This is a genomic window from Allobosea sp. 05T422_2 (assembly GCF_056396265.1).
In genome coordinates this window covers 1-17,948 of record NZ_JBFTLD010000012.1, presented here as the reverse complement: position 1 = coordinate 17,948, position 17,948 = coordinate 1, and the positions used below count along the sequence as shown (strand labels likewise).

Annotated in this window: 15 protein-coding genes; 3 read left to right on the top strand and 12 right to left on the bottom strand. The window is 66.3% G+C overall.

The window, feature by feature from the left end; translation table 11 throughout:
* Nucleotides 1-104 precede the first annotated feature (104 nt).
* From AC1DJT_RS04100 to AC1DJT_RS04085, 4 genes are read right to left on the bottom strand one after another with little or no spacing between them, the layout of a single operon-like run.
* Nucleotides 105-941, bottom strand: coding sequence for an ABC transporter permease (locus AC1DJT_RS04100; RefSeq protein WP_476833584.1), 837 nt, complete (start codon nucleotides 939-941; stop codon nucleotides 105-107).
* On the bottom strand, nucleotides 938-1,918 hold the full coding sequence (locus tag AC1DJT_RS04095; protein ID WP_476833583.1) for an ABC transporter permease: 981 nt from the start codon (nucleotides 1,916-1,918) through the stop codon (nucleotides 938-940). Before AC1DJT_RS04095 ends, AC1DJT_RS04100 begins: the two co-directional genes overlap by 4 nt.
* A gap of 58 nt (nucleotides 1,919-1,976) precedes the next feature.
* Nucleotides 1,977-3,587 (bottom strand): ABC transporter substrate-binding protein, encoded by a 1,611-nt coding sequence (locus AC1DJT_RS04090; RefSeq protein WP_476833582.1) that lies wholly within the window; start codon nucleotides 3,585-3,587, stop codon nucleotides 1,977-1,979.
* Between the two features lie 49 nt (nucleotides 3,588-3,636).
* The gene (locus AC1DJT_RS04085; protein ID WP_476833581.1) at nucleotides 3,637-5,007 is read right to left on the bottom strand and encodes a M20/M25/M40 family metallo-hydrolase; all 1,371 of its coding nucleotides are present in this window, start codon (nucleotides 5,005-5,007) and stop codon (nucleotides 3,637-3,639) included.
* A gap of 115 nt (nucleotides 5,008-5,122) precedes the next feature.
* On the opposite strand from AC1DJT_RS04085, the gene AC1DJT_RS04080 reads away from it, so the two are divergent.
* Nucleotides 5,123-6,022: a LysR substrate-binding domain-containing protein gene (locus AC1DJT_RS04080; protein WP_441491341.1), complete on the top strand. Its 900-nt coding sequence runs from the start codon at nucleotides 5,123-5,125 to the stop codon at nucleotides 6,020-6,022.
* A 32-nt stretch (nucleotides 6,023-6,054) separates the two neighbouring features.
* On the opposite strand, the gene AC1DJT_RS04075 is transcribed toward AC1DJT_RS04080, so the two are convergent.
* A complete protein-coding gene (locus AC1DJT_RS04075; RefSeq protein ID WP_476833580.1) occupies nucleotides 6,055-7,065 on the bottom strand; it encodes a 2-hydroxyacid dehydrogenase in 1,011 nt (336 codons plus the stop codon).
* Nucleotides 7,066-7,099: 34 nt separating this feature from the next.
* The gene (gene pbfA, locus AC1DJT_RS04070; RefSeq protein WP_441507386.1) at nucleotides 7,100-8,461 is read right to left on the bottom strand and encodes a (R)-1-hydroxy-2-aminoethylphosphonate ammonia-lyase; all 1,362 of its coding nucleotides are present in this window, start codon (nucleotides 8,459-8,461) and stop codon (nucleotides 7,100-7,102) included.
* Nucleotides 8,462-8,667: 206 nt separating this feature from the next.
* Between pbfA and AC1DJT_RS04065 the strand changes: the two genes are divergently transcribed.
* Nucleotides 8,668-9,531: a LysR substrate-binding domain-containing protein gene (locus AC1DJT_RS04065; RefSeq protein WP_441507385.1), complete on the top strand. Its 864-nt coding sequence runs from the start codon at nucleotides 8,668-8,670 to the stop codon at nucleotides 9,529-9,531.
* 363 nt (nucleotides 9,532-9,894) lie between these two features.
* Nucleotides 9,895-10,182: a hypothetical protein gene (locus tag AC1DJT_RS04060; protein WP_441507384.1), complete on the top strand. Its 288-nt coding sequence runs from the start codon at nucleotides 9,895-9,897 to the stop codon at nucleotides 10,180-10,182.
* 209 nt (nucleotides 10,183-10,391) lie between these two features.
* On the opposite strand, the gene AC1DJT_RS04055 is transcribed toward AC1DJT_RS04060, so the two are convergent.
* The 6 genes from AC1DJT_RS04055 to AC1DJT_RS04030 all read right to left on the bottom strand — a co-directional run.
* Entirely contained in the window at nucleotides 10,392-10,943 is a 552-nt protein-coding gene (locus AC1DJT_RS04055) for a cysteine hydrolase family protein (protein WP_476824233.1), read from the bottom strand.
* A gap of 65 nt (nucleotides 10,944-11,008) precedes the next feature.
* Nucleotides 11,009-11,941, bottom strand: coding sequence for a pyridoxal-phosphate dependent enzyme (locus AC1DJT_RS04050; RefSeq protein ID WP_441507404.1), 933 nt, complete (start codon nucleotides 11,939-11,941; stop codon nucleotides 11,009-11,011).
* Nucleotides 11,942-12,010: 69 nt separating this feature from the next.
* Nucleotides 12,011-13,060 (bottom strand): LacI family DNA-binding transcriptional regulator, encoded by a 1,050-nt coding sequence (locus AC1DJT_RS04045; RefSeq protein ID WP_476833596.1) that lies wholly within the window; start codon nucleotides 13,058-13,060, stop codon nucleotides 12,011-12,013.
* 1 nt (nucleotide 13,061) lies between these two features.
* Entirely contained in the window at nucleotides 13,062-14,273 is a 1,212-nt protein-coding gene (gene alr, locus AC1DJT_RS04040; protein WP_476833579.1) for an alanine racemase, read from the bottom strand.
* Nucleotides 14,270-16,129: a hydantoinase B/oxoprolinase family protein gene (locus AC1DJT_RS04035; RefSeq protein ID WP_476833578.1), complete on the bottom strand. Its 1,860-nt coding sequence runs from the start codon at nucleotides 16,127-16,129 to the stop codon at nucleotides 14,270-14,272. The genes alr and AC1DJT_RS04035 overlap by 4 nt, the downstream gene beginning before the upstream one ends.
* Before the next feature lie 4 nt (nucleotides 16,130-16,133).
* Nucleotides 16,134-17,948: hydantoinase/oxoprolinase family protein (locus AC1DJT_RS04030; protein ID WP_476833577.1), on the bottom strand; the 1,815-nt coding region annotated here is incomplete at its 5' end.

Genomic DNA, 17,948 nt, shown 5'->3' with positions numbered 1-17,948 from the left:
GAAAGATCGCTGCGGTGGCGTCGTCGCTCACCAGCAGAGCGCCGTCCGGAGCGACTTCTGCATGGTCGCCCCATGCCATACATGCCAGTTMAGCGGGTGTTGCCTCAGCGCTCCTGCAGCTTCGGATTGAGCGCGTCGCTCAGGCCCTCACCGACGAGATTGATGCAGAGCACCGTCAGCAGGATGGCCATGCCGGGGATCGCCGACATCCACCACGCCGTCCGCAGCATGGTGCGGCCGATGCCGATCATATAGCCCCAGGAGACGACGTTCGGGTCCGAGAGCCCAAGGAAGGACAGGCCGGATTCCGTCAGGATGGCCGTCGCCACCAGCAGGGACGAGACGACGATGACCGGTGGCAGGGCGTTGGGCAGGATATGCCGCGCCGCGATGCGGAAATCGGACATCCCCATGGAGCGGCAGGCCTGGACGTATTCCCGGTCGCGATGGGCCATGAATTCGGCCCGTGCCAGCCGCGCGACCGGCGGCCAGGACACGATCGCGATCGCGCTCATCACGCTGATCAGCGAGGGGCGGAAGATCGCGATGATCACCACCGCCAGGACGAAGGAGGGAATCGTCAGGAAGAAATCGGTGAGCCGCATCAGCAGGATGTCGCTCCCCCGGCCGCAATAGCCGGCGGCCGCCCCGACGACGACACCGAGGATCGTCGCGCACAGGCTCGCCGCCACCCCGATCAGCAGCGAGACCCGGCCGCCATGCAGCAGGCCGGCGAGGATATCCCGGCCGGTGACGTCGGTGCCGAGCGGAAAGCGCGCGGAGGGCGTCTGCGCCGGTMGCCCGATCATGTCGAAGGGATCGACCGTGTAGACCATCGGGCCGAATATCGCCGCGAGCACGATCGCCAGCAGCAGGACGAGGCCCACGACCGCGCCCCGGTTGCGACGGAAACGCCGCCAGAAATGCAAGCTCCGCTTCATCGCGCCAGGATCCTCGGGTCGATAAGGCCATAAACGAGGTCGACGAGCAGGTTGCAGAGCACGACCAGGATCGACGAGATGAACAGGATGCCGAGCAGCAGGTTCAGGTCGCGCTGCAGCAGGCCGTCGAACAGCAGGCGCCCGAGGCCCGGCCAGCCGAACACGGTCTCGACCAGGATCGAACCGCCGAGCATATGGCCGATCTGGACACCGCCCAGCGTCACAACCGGCATCAGCGCGTTGCGGGCTGCATGCGTCAGGCTGATGCGTCCCTCCGACAGGCCCTTGGCGCGGGCCGTCGTGATGAAATCGGATGAATAGACCTCGAGCATCGAGGCCCGCATCAGCCGGGCATAGACYGCGGCATAGAAGAGCCCGAGCGTCAGCGCCGGCAGCACGAGGTGGCGGGCGATGTCGAGGGCGCGGGCCAGCGGCCCCATCTGCGCGCCGATCGTCATCATGCCGCCCGAAGGCAGCACGCCCAGCGTCACCGAAAACAGCACGATCAGCATCAGGCCGAGCCAGAACTGCGGCATCGCATAGCACAGCAGCGCCAGCACCGAGACGATCGTGTCGACCCATTTGCGGTGCCGCATCGCCGCGACGACGCCACAGAGCACGCCGACCACGATGGCAATCCCGATCGCCGTCAGCATCAGCAGGAGCGTCGCCGGCATGCGGTCTGCGATCAGGTCCAGCACCGGCCGCTGCTGGACGTTGGAGACACCGAGATCGAAGGTCAGCAGCTTGCCGAGATTGATGAAGAACTGCTGGTAGAGCGGCCGGTCGATGCCGAACGAGCGCCGGAGTTCGTCGACGAACTCCTTCGATGCACCGCCGGACTGCGCGCCGATGATCTCGGCCGCGTCGCCGGGCGCGAGGTGGAGCAGCGCGAAGTTCAGCACCGCGATGCCCAGCACGCTCGGAACCACCTGGAGCAGGCGAACGGACACGAAACCGAGTGACAGGGAGGACATCAGGCCGTTTCCCGGAACGAGGAGGTGATGACGGGGCGCGAGCGCATCGGCGTTCCCATCAGTCCTTGGAGACCCCGTCCCAGGATGAATACATCGAGATGCCGTTGGTGATCAGGCCCTTCACCTTGCGGTTCCAGACATGGGTGTAGGACATCTCCATCAGGAAGATCACCGGCAGCTCGTCGTGCAGGATCTGCTGCAGCTCGTCGAACTGCTTCTTGCGGGCAGCCGGATCAATCTCGCGGGCGGCGAGCCCGAAGAGCTGGTCGACCCGCGCATTCCGGTAGCCCATCGAGTTGGTGAAGGTGGCGCCCTTCCTGATGAAGTCGGAATGGAACGTGCGCTCCACGCCGATCGAGGGATCGGAATAGTTATGCKAGAAGGTGCTGGTGAGATTGAAGCTCCAGTCGGTGTAGACGGCCTTCAGCCAGCCGCCGAGATCGGCGCTCTGGGTCTCGACCGCGATGCCGACCTTGCCGAGCTCCTGGCGGACATATTCGCCGAGCCGGGCCCAGTTCTCGCCATAGGGCAGGAAATGCTGGGTGATCTTGAAGCGGACCCCGTCGGCACCGCGCAGATAGCCGGCCTCGTCGAGAAGCTGGTTGGCCTTGCGCGGGTTGTACTCATAGGGCTTCAGCGCCTTGTTGAAGGCGGAGTTCGTGCTGACGACGGGACCGCGCGCCGGCTTGCCCTGGCCGTACCAGATCACATCGACGATGCGCTCGCGATCAAGCGCGAGGCTGAGCGCTTGCCTGACCTTGAGATCGGCGAGCGGCTTATCGCGCATGTTGACCTCGAGCCAGAGATTGGGACCGAGCGCCTCGGCTCCGGCCTGCGAGGCCTCCAGCGCCGGGATCTTCTCGAGCCGCTGCACCTCCGCCTCGGGCAGGCTGCTCATCGGGGCGAGATCGACCTCGCCGGTCTCGATGGCGATGGCGCGCGCCGCGCCGTCCGGCATGATCCGCTGCACGACCTGGTCGAGACAGGGGAAGCCCTTGCGCCAGTAGCCTGGATTGCGCTCCAGCGTGATGTGGCTGCCCTTGCGCCATTCCTTAAAGCGGAACGGGCCGGTCCCGACCGGGTTCTGCATGATCGGCGCAGCGCGGACCGCAGCCACCGCCTTCACGTCGACGCCGTCGAAGGCGTGCCTTGGCATGATCGGCGCCTCGCCGGGCTGGAAGACGTTCATGAAGAACGGCACCGGCGCCTTGAGCTTGAACACCACGGTCAGGTCATCGGGCGTCTCGACCGCCTCGACGTCGCCGAAATAGACTTTTCCGCGGGAATGATAGGGGCGGATGATGTCCTCGACGCTGAACTTCACATCCTGCGCCGTGAAGGGCTTGCCGTCATGCCAGGTCACGCCCGGCCGCAGCTTGAACGTATAGGTCTTCTTGTCGTCGGAGATCGTCCAGGATTCGGCGAGGCCCGGCTTCGGCGTCAGGGCCGGGCCCTCATAGGTCAGCAGGCTCTCATAGATCTTGGTGGAGATCAGCGCGACCGGAACGGCCGAGGTGGCGATCGTCGACAGCGAGGTCGGCTCGAGCGAATAGACATAGGTCAGCGTCCCGCCGGTCTTGGGACAGCTCTGTGCCAGCGCAGCGGCGCCGCAAAGAGCGAGCGCCAGCGGCGTTGCTGCGAGGATAGCCGGAAGCCTGCTCATACCCATGTCTGGACAATCCCCTTTATGATTGGGCGAACCCTTGCTGGGCCGCCTCCTACAGTTCCGTGCCGCACCACTCCGCGATGAACGCGATCAGGTGTTCGATCGCCGCGAGAAAATCGTCGATCGGAATATGCTCGTCGGGCTTGTGCGCCTGGGCGATGGAGCCCGGCCCGAAGATGATGCTCGGGATTCCGCCCTGGTTCACGAGATGGCGCATGTCGCAACAGAAATGGCCGGGATAGGCCGTGCCGTCTCCCCCCCGGCGCGCCAGCACCTCCCCCATCACACGCGCAACGGGAAGGTCGGCGGGCTGATCCGTGCTGTCGTCATGGTGCAGGAATTCGAGCCTGGCAGGATGGCGGCGCAGCCCCTGGTCAGCGGCGTTGGCGCCTGCGATCGCGTCACGGAAACCATCCATGATATCGGTCACGGCACCGAGCGAGGGCGCGAAATAGGCACCGCCCTTGATCACCACCTCCCCGGCCGTGACCGTCTCGTAATGGCCGCCCGCGATCTTGCCCATGGTCAGTGAAAAGGGCGGCTTGGCGCCGGCCGGCGTGCCCTGGTTGTAGCGGCGCTCGAGCCCGAGCAGCGCCTCGATCACCGGCGGCAGCATGTCGACCGCACCCAGCCCCTCCAGCGTGCCGCCGTTCCAGCGCGCGCCCGGCGAGCGCTGGACCCCGCTCAGCGTGACCTGCCAGTAGAGACCGCCGGGATGGCTGTAGGCGATGGTGTTGCTGGTCGGTTCCAGCACCACGGCCGCATCGGCCGCAGCCCCACGCGTGACGAGGTCGAGCGTGCCGTTGCCGGCATGCTCCTCGTTGACGACGCAGTGGAGCGTGACGTCGCCGTGCAGGCGCGTTCCGGCCTCGCTGAGATAGCGCATCGCCAGCAGCGCGGCCATCAGGCCGCCCTTCATGTCGGAGGTGCCGCGGCCATACATCAGGCCGTCAGTGATCTCCGCGCCGAAGGGATCGCGCGTCCATTGCGCCAGGGGCTCGACGGTGACCGTATCGATATGGGCGTTGAGAATAAGCGAGCGCCCGCCGCCCGTGCCCCGCCAGGTGCCGACGACATTGGGCCTGCCATCATAGTTCAGCACCGGCTGGAGGCCGCTGTCGCGCAGGGCCTCGAAGGTCGGGAGCCCGGCATAGGGCAGGATCAGATCGTGCTGCCAATGCGTCGGATACTGCGCGACATCGGGGAAGGCCTTGAACATCGCCTCGACATCCGGCTCGGCCTGCGTGACGGCAGCCCCGGCGGAAGACAGGATCTCGACCATGCGCCCCTGCGCCGCCCCCTCCTCTCCCGTGRGGCTGCGGATCCGGACGATCTCGGCCAGGGCTGCGACGCTCTGGGCGCGCCGGCTCCTGGCCAGCGCGAGTGCTGCTGCTGCCTGCGAATGTGTTTCTGCGCTGTCCACGATGTTCGCCTCGGGTTGATCCATGAGCCGAACGTCGCAGCGCTAAAACTATTAGACAAATTAGAAGTTTTATATCGATACATAGAGAAATTAATGGGTACGAGTGCAATCACCGATGATCTACACGCAGATCCGGGCCTTCGATGCGGTGGCGCGCGAAGGCAGCTTTTCGCGGGCCGCCGAGGTGCTCGGGCTGACGCAGCCGGCGCTGACGATCCAAGTCAAGGCCCTGGAGGAGCGGCATGGCATCAAGCTGCTGCATCGCGAAGGACGGCGTGTCCGGCTCACCGAGGCGGGCGAGCGGCTCTATTCGCTGTCGCGCCAGCTCGCGAGCCTGGACGAGCTGATCGAGGAAACGCTGGCGGCGTCGCAGGAACTGCAGGATGGCAGCCTGCGGCTGGCTGTGGACGGACCCCATATCGTGATGGGCCTGTTCGCCCGCTTCATGGCGTTGCATCCGCGGGTCAGGCTCTCGGTCTCGACCGGCAACAGCCGGATGGTGCGGCAGGCGCTGCTCGACCGCCATGTCGATATCGGCATCCTGCCCGCCGTCGCGGACCATCCGCATATCCACGCGATGCCGCTCTGGCATCACCGCGGCGTGGTGATCGTCGCCAACAGCCACCGCTGGGCCGGTCGCCAATCGATCTCGCTGTCCGAGCTGGACGGCGAGGCGATGATCGGTCGCGAAGACGGCTCGATGACGCAGAAGCTCGTGGACGCCGCCTTCGCCCGCGCCAAGGCCAAGCCGCGCTATGTCCTCGAACTGGGCAGCCGCGAGGCCTTGTGCGAGGCGGTGGCGGCCGGCCTCGGCCACGGCATCGTCTGGGAGCTCGAAGCCTATGGCTCCGGACGCTTCACCACCCTGCAGCTCAGCGATGGCGAGGTGGCGAGCACGGATTATGTCGCCTGCCTCAAGAGCGAGCGGATGCGGTCCGTCGTCAAAGCCTTCTTCGACGTCACGGCCAAGCTGCCGGACGACCGCAGCGACATCCGCGCGCTGCGGTCGGGATGAAGCCGCCCGGGTGAAGCGGGGACATTTGCGCGTCAGGCGAAGGCGACGTTCTCGCGCTGCGCGCGGAGCCGTGGATCACGCGAGCGCACCTCGACCGGCCGCCCGTCGAGAACCTCGAAGCAGCGGGCGAGCGTATCCTCCGAGAGGCGCCGCATCGCCTCGACCGTGAAGAAGGTCAGGTGCGGGAAGAGAATGACGTCGTCGCGGCCAAAGAGCGGGCTGAGCACATGCCCGGCCTTGGCCAGCGGTTCCGTCGAATAGACGTCGAGCCCGACGCCGCCGAGACGTTCGGCCAGCACGGCCTCGACGAGCGCCGCCTCGTCGATCAGCGCTCCCCTGGAGACGTTGACCAGCACGGAGGAGGGTTTCAGGCAGGCGAGCTCGGCGCGGCCGATCAAGCCGCGCGTCGCCGCGTTCAGCACGCAATGGAGCGAGACGAAGTCGCATTGGCGCAACATCGCATGCAGATCGTCGACCTTCTCGATGCCGGCCTCAGCGAGCTTTGCCCGGTCGACATGGGGATCGTAGCCGAGAACACGGGCCCGAAAGCCCTGCCCCGCCATCCGGGCCATGCTGCGGCCGATCTTGCCGGCACCGACGAGCCCCAGCGTGGCGCCGGAGATATCGCGGCCGATCCAGCGCTGTTCCGGCCAGATCCAGCCCTCAGTCGCCATGGCGCGGCCGATTTCGGGCAGGCGCTTGGCCAGCGCGATCATCAGGGCGAAGGCGCCCTCCGCGACGGTCTCCTCGGCATATTCAGGAACATTGACGACCGGGATGCCACGCGCGCTTGCGGCGGGGATATCGATCGCATCGATGCCGACGCCGTATTTGACGATGCCCTTGAGCCTGGGCGCAGCCGCGATGACGCGAGCCGTGATCGGCGTGTAGCACATCAGGATCAGCTCGGCGTCGGCGACGGCCTMGATCAGCGCGGCCTCCGGGATGCCATCGGGCAAGGTGACGAGCTCGACGCCGCGGGCTCGCAGGCCGGCGTCGATCTCGGGGCATTCCAGTTCACGGTCCGTGCGGACGGCTTTCATAGCGGACCCTTTCGGTCGGGAAGTCAGAGGCGCCTCAGCCGGCCGCGATCGCGGTCTCGACGATGTCGAGCGCGCGGTCCAGGTCGGCTTGCGGGATCACCAGCGGCGGCGAGAGCGTCAGCACGTTGCCCTGGCTGATCTTGAAGCTCAGCCCGGCTTCGAGGCAGCGATAATAGACCCGTTCGGCGAGCGCGTTGTCGGGCGCCATGTCCGCCTTGTCGGCCACGATCTCGACCCCGAACATCAGCCCGCGCCCGCGCACGTCGCCGACATGGGGCGAGCCCTCGCCGAAGGCGCGCAGACGGTCCATCGCCAGACCGCCGAGCTCAGCTGCGCGCTCCGGCAGACCCTCCTCGCGGATGATCGCGATCGTGGTCAGCGCCGCGCGCGTCGTCACCGGGTTCTTCTCATGAGTGTAGTGGCCAATCGCGAAATCGCCGGCGACATCGAGGTCGCGCCGCGCGATCGCCGCGGCGATCGGCAGGATGCCGCCGCCCAGCGCCTTGCCGACGACGAGAATGTCGGGCGTCACCCCGTCATGCTCGCTGGTGAAGAAGCGGCCGGTCTTGCCGAGCCCGGTCGGGATCTCGTCGAAGATCAGGAGCGTGCCGTGGCGGTCGCAAGCCTCGCGCACCAGTTTCCAGAAGCCGGGCGCCGGCGGGTTCGGGGTCGCCCGCATCGGCTCGGCGACGAGGGCCGCGAAATCGCCCTCCCGGCCGAGCACATAGGAGATCATGCTGGCGCAGGCGCGAGCCGAATCCTCCAGGCTGTTATGGCCATAGGCGCAGTGATGGTTCGCCCAGGGCGCGACATGCTCCGCGCCCGGCAGGAGCGGCCCGGCAATGCCGGAGCGGAAGGTCGCCTCGCCGCCGACGCTCGAGGCGCCGAAGCCCGCACCGTGAAACGCATCCCAGAAGGACAAGGTCTTGAAGCGCCCGGTGGCGGCGCGCGCAAGCCTGAGCGCCACCTCGACCGCATCCGAACCGCCCGTCGTGAACAGCACCTTGCCGAGATCGCCCGGGGCAAGGCGGCCCAGCGTCTCGGCCAGCTCGACCGCGGGCTCGCAGGTGAAGCGGCGCGGCGCGAAGCAGAGATCGTCGATCTGCTGCTTGATCGCAGCCTTCAGGCGGGGATGGCCATAGCCGATATGGTGGACGCTGTTGCCATGGAAATCCATGTAGCGGCGCCCGGCCGTGTCCTGGATCCAGATGCCCTCGGCCTTGGCGATCGCCGTGACGCAGGGGCTCGACAGGCTCTGGTGCAGGAAGGCATCGGCGTCGCGCTTCAGCAGGCTCTGCGTCGCCTTGTCATCGAGCCGCGCCGACCAGGCGCCGCGCGCCGCCGAGGTGTTCGACTCGCCTTCGGTATGCACGAGCTTGGCGGAAAGACCTGACATATCTGAAACTCCCGGGCCAAGGCGACGCGCCGGCGTTGCGGCGGGCGTTCCCCTGGCGACTGCTTTCGACTGGCGACTGCTTTCGATGTCGGCATCATCGCCGGCAATAGAGCATCTGAAAAATCGTTATTTTCGATCGACGCATAAATTGAATCGTTGCATTGATGCGTATCGCCTCCCCGGCTCCACCCTGCGCGGATCCCGCCATGCGCTATGTCCAGCTCCGTGCCTTCCATCAGGTCGCGCTCGCCGGCGGCTTCTCACGCGCCGCGAGCGAGCTGAACCTGACGCAGCCGGCGATCTCCGATCAGGTCCGCAAGCTCGAGGAGGAGTATGACGTGCTGCTGTTCAGCCGGCAGCACAGGCAGATCGCCCTGACCGCGATGGGCGAAAGGCTGCTCGCGATCACGCACCGCCTGTTCGATGCCGAGGACCAGGCGCGCGGGCTGCTCTTAGAGTCGCGCGCCCTGCGGCTCGGGACCCTGCGGCTCGCGGCCGATTCCGTCCATCATGTCCTGCATGTGCTGACAGCGTTCCGCGAGATCTATCCGGGCGTGCGGATCACGGTGAGCGCCGGCAACACCGAGACCATCGTGGCGCAGCTGCGAAGCTACGAGGCCGATATCGGCGTCCTCGGCGATATGGCCCCGCACCGTGATTTCGAGATCATTGCGCTGAATGCGGCGCGGATCATCGCCGTCGTCGCAGCCGATCATCCGCTTGCCTCGCGCCGGTCGCTGGCGCTGGCGGAGCTTGCCGGCATGGCGCTCGTGATCCGGGAAAGCGGCTCGCGGACGCGCCGGCTGCTCGAACAGCGCGCGTCCGAGACCGGCGTCAGGCTGACCTACGCCATCGAGGTCGAAGGGCGCGAGGCTGCGCTCGACATCGTGGCGGCGAGTGGCGGCATCGGTTTCGTCTCGGAGGCCGAGCTGCGCGGCGATCGCGGCCTGGTGCGCATCGCCCTCGACGGGCCGCCGATCCTGATGGAGGAATCCCTGATCTGCTTGAGCGAACGCCGGGACAACAAGGCGATCAAGGCCTTTCTGGACGTCGCGCGGGATCTTTCTTGATCAGGCTGGACTAAACCCGCCCCGTTCCGTCTCGCACCGCGCCAGCGCGCACCAAGAGCTGACAGCAACGCAGCCGGTCCAAATCGTTGCTTTGAACGCAGCATTGGAAACCCGGTGGCGACTCTCTGCGAATCCGGCAAACCTGCCTTAACTACGATCCCGCATCCCATACACAAATGGTCGACGTCACTTGAAAGTATATTTGAAGCGGATGTCGCTTCGTGTCAGTATTCCCAGCAGAAATTGCGACACTCGATATCGCTGCCGCCTTCCGCCCTTGCCTATGCGTTCCTTGCCTATGTCTTCTGGTGGGTTCACGAGGGGCGTACCATGTCGGCTCAAGAACGCGGGCTTGCCCGTCTCATGCTTAAGATTCCTGCGTTCCGCAATCGCTTCGCACGAATGCGGGATCTACGGTTTCGCAGCGTCTGCGAGGAGTACGATCTCGTCTGGGAGGTGATCACCCAGTGGTCCCAGGACGGACGTTGCGCGATGTTCAACTTCGACGATTACCGCCGCCTCGCCGCCTCGATCGAGAGCGACGCCATCGCGATGGCCGAGGCCGTTCCGGACCCCGGCACGACCGCCGAGGCGGCCAGTCCGCAGCTAGCGCCATCGGCATCCTCGGAGTCCGACAAGCCGCCCCGCTGACACATTMCTCCCACGGGAGGCAACGCCCACCACCAGGCCGGCGTCTGCGGTGTCCGCTCGCGGTCCCGTCCCCGGCGAAATCCGGGCCCAGGGCGCGCCTGTTGGGATTGTCGGCATGACGACGCAACCCACGGTCCTGCGCGCCAGTCCCTCCCTCCGAATCGTTCGAACGGCTCGCGTACGGGGCGGCAGGTCCAGCCGCATTCGCCTCACAGGACCAGGACACGTCCGCCGAAACTGGAGCGGAACAGGGCGTCATGGGCCTCCTGATCCGGATCAAAGCAGCAGTCCTGGACCAGACGCAGATCGTAATCCGCATCACAGGCCCAGGCGACGCTGGACAGGACCACGCCGGTGGTGCTGATCCCGGCCATGACAAGCGTGCTGACACCGCGCGTGCGAAGGTCCGCGTCGAGTGACGTGCCGTGGAAGACGCTGGCGCGCGGACAGGCATAGACGAGGTCACCCGGCTCGATCGCGAGGCCCGCGACGGGCAGACCGGTACGAAATCGTCCGCTCGGGAGATAGGGCGTGATCTGGCGGTTGGTTCCCGGCGGGGCATGTTCATAGTCTGCGCCCAGCGAAAAATTCGGGAACAGCACCGGCCGGCCCGTGGCGCGCCAGCGCCGGATCAGTGCGTTGCACCGATCCAGCAAGGGCGATGGCTTCTCTCCGAACAGGATCTCGAACACGTCGACCTGATAATGCATGACGACGAGGGCCGCTCTCTCGATGTATTCGCCCCGAATATCGACCGACATCACAATCACCCCAAGTTGAATTTCAAGCGTTGTTTGACACGCGCTGCGGAAACACAGGCCTCGTCCTAGATTTCACTTTCTGATGAGAGACTGTGGCGCCATGCAGTCATTTGCTCCACCGTCGATGTCGCCCCGCCGCAGACGATGACCAGGATGTTCTGGTAATCGGCGAGTTCCGCGACATTCTGGTAGAGCGTGGCGATGCTCGCCCCGCATGCCGGTTCGACGAGGATGCGATGGTCGTCCAGGAACCGCAGGCACGCCTCCACCGCCTGAAGATCCGAGACCACGGCGCAGTCGATGCGATGCTGTGCAAGAAGAGCAAAGGCATGCTCCGAGACCTGGTGCGCACCGAGCGAGGTGGCGATGCTCTCGATCGCTGGCAGAACGATGCGCTCGCCCCGGGCAACCGACTGGGCAAAGGAGGACGCGCCCGTCGTCTCCACCGCAAGAACGGGACAGTTCAGCGTGTGGCGCTGCAAGCCTTCGATGACGCCACTGAGCAATCCGCCGCCGCCGACGGAGAGAACGACGAGGTCGGGCTGCACTCCATCCTCGACCACCTCATCGATGATCGTCGAGTGCCCCCGCCACACCACCGGGTCGTCGAAGGGGTGGATGAACGCATCGCTCTCACCCAGCATCGCAAGCGCGCGCTCGTTTGCCTCCTGCCAGGACGCACCGTGGATCAGGACATCGGCCTTCATGTCCGAGATCAGGCGACAGGCTCTTGGCGATGTCGTCTCGGGGACGACAACCGTGACGGGGATGTCGAGCTCACGCCCGGCATAGGCGACGGCGATCCCGGCATTGCCGCCAGACGAGCTGACGAAGCGTTTCACGCCGCGCCTGGCATGGTCCTGACACGCAAGGCCAATTCCGCGGAGCTTGAAGGACCCCGAGGGCTGAAGGGATTCAAGCTTCAGCCACACCCTTCGCCCGCTCGCCCGGGAGAGAGCAGACGAGTGGTGTGTCGGTGTTCTGACATGGAGGGACATCATGACTTTCCTCTCCACCACCGTGGAGCCGAGACGATCGATCAGTGATCAGCAACGATTTTGCGGACGCTAAACATGCTCGCCGCCGCCATCGTTCAAAGGCGCCGTGGAATGCCGGACCTTGAGTTGCATGCCGACGGATAAGCGCTCCGATGCCRTTTCCGGCTGCTTGTCGGACATTTTCTTCAGCAGAAGCGTGGCTGCGAGCTGGGCTACTTTCGTGCCGTTGCCGCGCACGGCCGTGATCGATGGCGTCATGACTTCCAGGATACTGGCGTCACCGATCGACACGATCGACATGTCGCGCGGCAGCACGAGGCCGCGTTTCGCGCAGAAATGCAGGATACCGGGGATCTCGTCGATATTGGCGATGATCGCCGTGATCGGCCGCTCGCCACGGCATAGGGCCTCAAGCTTGCGGGCTCCGAATGCGCCCACCTCGAAGATACGACCTGCCGGCGGTTCCAGCCCCCGGTCTGCGAACGCCGCATCGAAACCGGCCCGCTGCTCCCGCCCGACCCAGGTGTCGAGATGACCGGCGACGAGCGCGATCTCGCGGTGCCCCAGCGCCAGCAGATGCTCGGTTGCCCTGCKAGCGCCGACACGATGCTCCGTCAGGACAGTATCGAAACCGCCATCGGGGCTGCGCTCCCAGAGCACCATGGGAATGGTGATGGCGGTAAGCCGCCGCGCCGTCTCCGGATCATTGTCGCGATTGACCGCCAGGAGCATGCCGTCGACGACGCGGTTCTGCAGCAGCGACAGGATCTCGGCCTCGCGGCTGTCGTCGAAATGCGTGCTGGCAACGATCAGCGTGTAGCCGGCGCGACGCAGGGTATTTTCCGCGGCGGCGATCATTTCAGCCGCTATGGGCTGGCGGATATCCGTGACGAGGCAGCCGACGGCGTAGCTTTTTCCGAGCCGCATGGAGCGCGCCACGGAATTGGGGTGATAGCCCAGGTCCTGGACGGCCTTGAAAACCTGCTCGCGCAAATGAGGTGCGACATTCTCGTTGCCATTGAGAACCCGTGAAGCGGTGCCGAGCCCGACACCGGCCCGGCTCGCGACGTCCTTGATCGTGATCGGCCTGGGCTCGTCCGCCGACTGCCTCGTCCCCATCTTAGCCACGCCGACCGTCCCTCTCCTGCCCCTGGCCGACATACACGTGCGGCAAGGAGCGCGCGAGCCGAGGGACCAATTCGATGACCGTGATGCCGATCGCCGTCGCGAGATCATGGATCGAGATCTCTTCGGTGCCCTGCCGCCCAAGGACCACGACCTCATCGCCGGGCGCGACGTCGGAGATCCCCGTCACGTCGATGACCGAATGCTGAAAGGTCCGGCGCCCGAGCACGGGGCAGCGCCGGCCGTGGATCAGAACCTCCCCGAGCGGCGGAACATGGTTCAGCCCATCCCAGAAGCCGATCGGCGCGACCGCGGTCCGCATGCCGCGTTCGATGGCGATCGGCGCGCCATATCCGATCCCCAGCACCGTTCCCGGAGGATGCTCCTGGACCTGGATGATCCGGGATTTCACCGCGGTGAGCAGAGGCGAGAGGCCGCTGCTCTCCATCCAGTGCTCGTCAAGCCCGCCGCCATAGATCAGGCGCCCGGGGTCGACCGCATTKAAGAGCATGTCGGGATAGGCCAGCACCACCCGGCTAGACGCCAGCATGAGGATGAGATCGTCGTGGCCGGCTGCCGCAGCATCGGCTGCCGCCTGCCGGAAGAGCTCTGCCTGGCGCCTGCTGACGCCCGGATCATCCGGAGTGCTGAGATGCGAGTACAGGCCGCGCACCCCGACATGATCGGCAGCACGAAGGCGCTGCAGCACGCCGGGCCATTGCTCGGGGCGCAGACCGTAGCGGCCAAGCCCGCAATCAACCTCGACAAAGACCTCGATCCGCTCGCCAGCCGTCAGCACCGCGTCCATATCGGCCATGCTCTGGACCGTGACCGTGGCGCCGAGCCTGGCGGCGGCCGGCAGATCGCCCGGCGTGGTCGACGCGAACAACAGGACGGGAAGCGTCGTGCCGGTGCTGCGGATCGAAACGACTTCGTCAGGGCTGCCGGCACAAAAGCCGTCGACGCCGGCCCGTTCCGCGGCCTTCGCGACCGCGGCGGCGCCAAAGCCGAAGCCGTCGCCCTTGCAGACGAAGTAGATGCGAACATCCCGTCCGACCAGACTGCGCGTTGCCGCGACATTCCGGCTCAATGCACCGAAATCGAGCTCCGCCCAGCTTGGGCGCAGGAGTCGGGCGAGATCGTACCGGCGGCAATCGGTCCGGTTGTGGCCCGGATCGATTGCCGAGAGTGCGACTTGCGCCGTCATGCCGGCTCTCCCTCATATTCCGGGCTCAGCGCCGCCCGGCCCTGATCCCCGTCCATGAAGAGACGGAGCTGCGCTTCCGCCAGTTTCGGCAAATCGGACGCCAGGCCATCGCGACGAATGTCCGTTGCGACCCGGTCTGCGCGACCGTTCGCTCCAGTRACGACACCATAGACGTCGCGGGCGAACTCCCTGGTGAAGCGGCCGTCGCGGACATCGGCTGCGACATGGTCCGGGTCACGTTCGAGCGKATCGCCATTGCCTGCCCCGCCAGGCGCGACATGGGTGAAGAGATCGCCCTTGCTGAGAGCGAGCGTCCGCATCGGCATCACCGGGAGCAGTTCAGTCGTGCCGTTCCGATCGATGATATTGAGCGATGGCGAGCCCGGACATCCGCCGAAGAGGCCCGGCGGCAGATGCGCGCGCCGGTCCGAGCGGATCGTCAGTTGCGCGTCATCCCCGAGGATACGGTAAGAGCGCGTGATCGCCATGCCGCCACGGCGGCGGCCGGCACCGCCCGAATTGGCGACGAGACCATAGCTCTCGATCCGCAAGGGATAGCGTGCCTCGATCAGTTCGATCGGCATGTTCGAGAGGTTCGCGCCGGGGTTGGCGATCCCGTCGACCCCGTCCTTCGTGGCCCGGCCGCCCCAGCTTCCGAGAATGCCATCGGTGATCAGCCAGGTCTTCCCCTCGTGGATGCCGCTGAGCGACACGGCGGAGGGCCCGCCTTCGCCGGCGGCAGGCATCCGGTCCGGCACGATCTGGGCAAACGCGTTGAACAGCACATCGAGCATGCGATAGGCCATGACGCCGCGGGCTGCGCAGGCCGCCGGCGGACGCGGGTTGACGATAGTGCCGAGCGGAGCCACGACCCGAACCGGCCGCGTATAGCCTTCGCAGTTTGGAACCGCCGCCTGGACGGCGCAGCGCAAGGCGGCATAGGCGACCGAATAGGTGATCGCCACAGGTCCGTTGATGGCGCCCGGAACCTCCCCGCTGGTCCCCGTCCAGTCGATCTCAAGCTCGTCGCCTGCAACCGTGATCGTCACCTTGAAGCGGATCGGCCCGCCGCCCTCGCCGAGGCCGTCGATGAAATCCTCGGCCTCATAGACGCCGTCAGGCATCGCGCGGATCTCGTCGCGGACGAGCCTTTCCGCGTAGGCGTGCAGTTCCGCCAGCATGCCGCGCATGGCCGGCGCGCCGTATTTTTCGAGCACCTTGCCGAAGCCGCGTTCGGCAGCGGCGCAGGCGGCGATCTGGGCCCGAAGATCGCCCAGAACCTGTTCCGGAACGCGGGAATTGACCTCCAGGAAAGCCAGGAGGTTCTCGTCCATCCGGTCTTCGTGCATCACCTTGATAAGCGGGATCCGCAATCCTTCCTGGAAGATCTCGGTGGCATGCAGGGCCATGCTGCCCGGCGCCATGCCGCCGAGATCAGTGTGGTGGACGAGGCTCGCTACGAAGCCTTCGACATGGCCGGCGTGGAACACCGGCTTGACCAGATAGACGTCCGGCAAATGCATGCCGCCGGCACCGTAGGGGTCGTTGGTGATGTAGCCGTCGCCCGGCTGCATCGTCCCGCCGAAGCGTTTCAGGATGTTGACCATCACGCTCGGGAACGAGCCGAGATGCACCGGATTGGTGAGGCCCTGGGCGATGATCAGGCCGTTTCGATCGCAGAGCGCCGTCGAGTAGTCCATCGAGTCCCGGACGATCGGCGAATAGGCGCTGCGCAGGATGACCAGCGCCATCTCGTCGGCGATGGACGCGAGCGCGTTCTTGACGATCTCCAGGGTCACCGGATCGGAGCGCGACAATTCGGGGCCAGAATGGGGGGCACTATGAGGGGCGAGCATGACGTCACCTTTCCGAGGCTGTGAGTACGAGATTGCCCAATTCGTCGAGACCCGCCGTCCAGCCAGGAGGAACCACGCAGGTGGCGTCGTATTCCTCGACGATCAGCGGGCTTTCCCGGTCGCCGGCCGCGAGGTCGAGACGCGTGATGATCGGCGTCTCCAGGTGCCCCCAGTCCGGTCCGAACCAGCAGGTCCGCATCGACGGAGAGCCCGCCACCCCCGTTCGCGCGTCCGGGGCTGACGGCCGATAGGCGTCGGTCCTGTCGCTGCGGGAACGGCCGGTCACGCGGATATTGACGATCTCGAGCGGATCGCTCGTCGATGCATGGCCGTAGGTCTGCTTGTGCTCGCGGTGGAAGGCCGCGCCCATGGCGGCGATGTCGATGGGGTCGCCCGGACGGTCGGTCAGCCCGATCGTCAGCTCATAGGCCTGCCCGGCGTAACGCAGGTCGGCCAGCCGCTCGATTTCGATATCCGCTCTGGTGAAGCCGTCGGCCTCCAGGCCGGCGAACATGCTGGTCTCGAGCTTGCGGTAGGCCGTATCGAGCCTGTCGGAGTCGATCGCATCGAGCGCGCAGAAATAGGTCTGCATCAGGTCGTGCTCGGTCGTCGAGTAGAGCAGACCGAGCGCGCTGAAGACGCCAGGATGGGACGGGACGACGACACGCTTCATGTCGAGGAGGCGCGCGATCTCGGCTGCCACCGCCGGACCGTTGCCGCCGAAGGCGAACAGGGTGAAGTCGCGCGGATCGCGGCCGCGATAGGTCGAGACGGCCTTGACGGCTCGCATCATCGTCGAGGCCGCGATGGCGTAGACGCCATGGGCGGCCGTCTCGAGATCAAGCCCCGTGGGGGCGCAGACCTGCTCGCTGATCGCACGCCGCGAGCGCTCCGCATCGAGGCGCACGGCGCCGCCGGCGATGTATTCCGGATTGATGTAGCCGAGCACGACGAGCGCGTCGGTCAGCGTCGGGCGGGTTCCGCCTGTGCCGTAGCAGGCCGGGCCCGGGACGGCGCCGGCACTGTCGGGACCGACCTGGATCAGGCCGCCGGCATCGACCCGGATGATGCTGCCGCCGCCGGCGCCGATCTCGGAGACGTCGATGAACGGCAGCTTCACCGCGTGCCCGCCGCCCTTGATCAGCTTGCTCGAGATGTTGATCCCGGCCCCGACCTCGTACTCCGTCGTGCGTGCCGGCTGGCCCTGCTCGATGATCGCGGCCTTGGCGGTCGTGCCGCCCATGTCGATCGTGATGATATCGTTTGAGCGTCCCGCCGCTCCGATGCGGGCGGCAGCGATGACGCCGGCCGCGGGACCGGACTCGATGATGCAGGCCGGCTTCTCGCTCGCGGACAAGGCACTCATCACGCCTCCGCTCGACTGCATGACCTGCAGCGGTGCGTGAATGCCGGCATCGCGCAGCCGCGTCGACAGGGCACGCAGATAGGAGCGCACGACGGGCCCGAGATAGGCGTTGACCACCACCGTGCTCGTCCGCTCGTATTCGCGGATCTCCGGCAGGACATCGCTGGAGCAGCTGACGAAGACCTCGGGGCCGAGCATCCCGGCGAGAATCTCGCAGGCCCGCCGCTCGTGCTGCGGATTGGCATAGGCGTGCAGGAAACTGACCGCGACTGCTCGCGTGTCGCTCGCCGCTATGCTGCGCGCCGCCTCGACGACGCTGTCCTCGTCCAGGGGCAGGACGATGTCGCCATGGGCTCCCATGCGCTCGGCAATCTCGTAGCGCCGATGGCGCGGCACCAGCGGTGTCGGCTTTTCATAATTCAGATTGTAGAGCTCGGGCATGCGCAGCCGGCC

Bases quoted from the DNA above. Each gene is read 5' to 3' on its own strand.
- AC1DJT_RS04080 (WP_441491341.1), top strand. From the start codon at position 5,123: ATGATCTACACGCAGATCCGGGCCTTCGATGCGGTGGCGCGCGAAGGC.
- pbfA (WP_441507386.1), bottom strand. From the start codon at position 8,461: ATGTCAGGTCTTTCCGCCAAGCTCGTGCATACCGAAGGCGAGTCGAAC.
- AC1DJT_RS04065 (WP_441507385.1), top strand. From the start codon at position 8,668: ATGCGCTATGTCCAGCTCCGTGCCTTCCATCAGGTCGCGCTCGCCGGC.
- AC1DJT_RS04060 (WP_441507384.1), top strand. From the start codon at position 9,895: ATGCTTAAGATTCCTGCGTTCCGCAATCGCTTCGCACGAATGCGGGAT.
- AC1DJT_RS04055 (WP_476824233.1), bottom strand. From the start codon at position 10,943: ATGTCGGTCGATATTCGGGGCGAATACATCGAGAGAGCGGCCCTCGTC.
- AC1DJT_RS04050 (WP_441507404.1), bottom strand. From the start codon at position 11,941: ATGTCCCTCCATGTCAGAACACCGACACACCACTCGTCTGCTCTCTCC.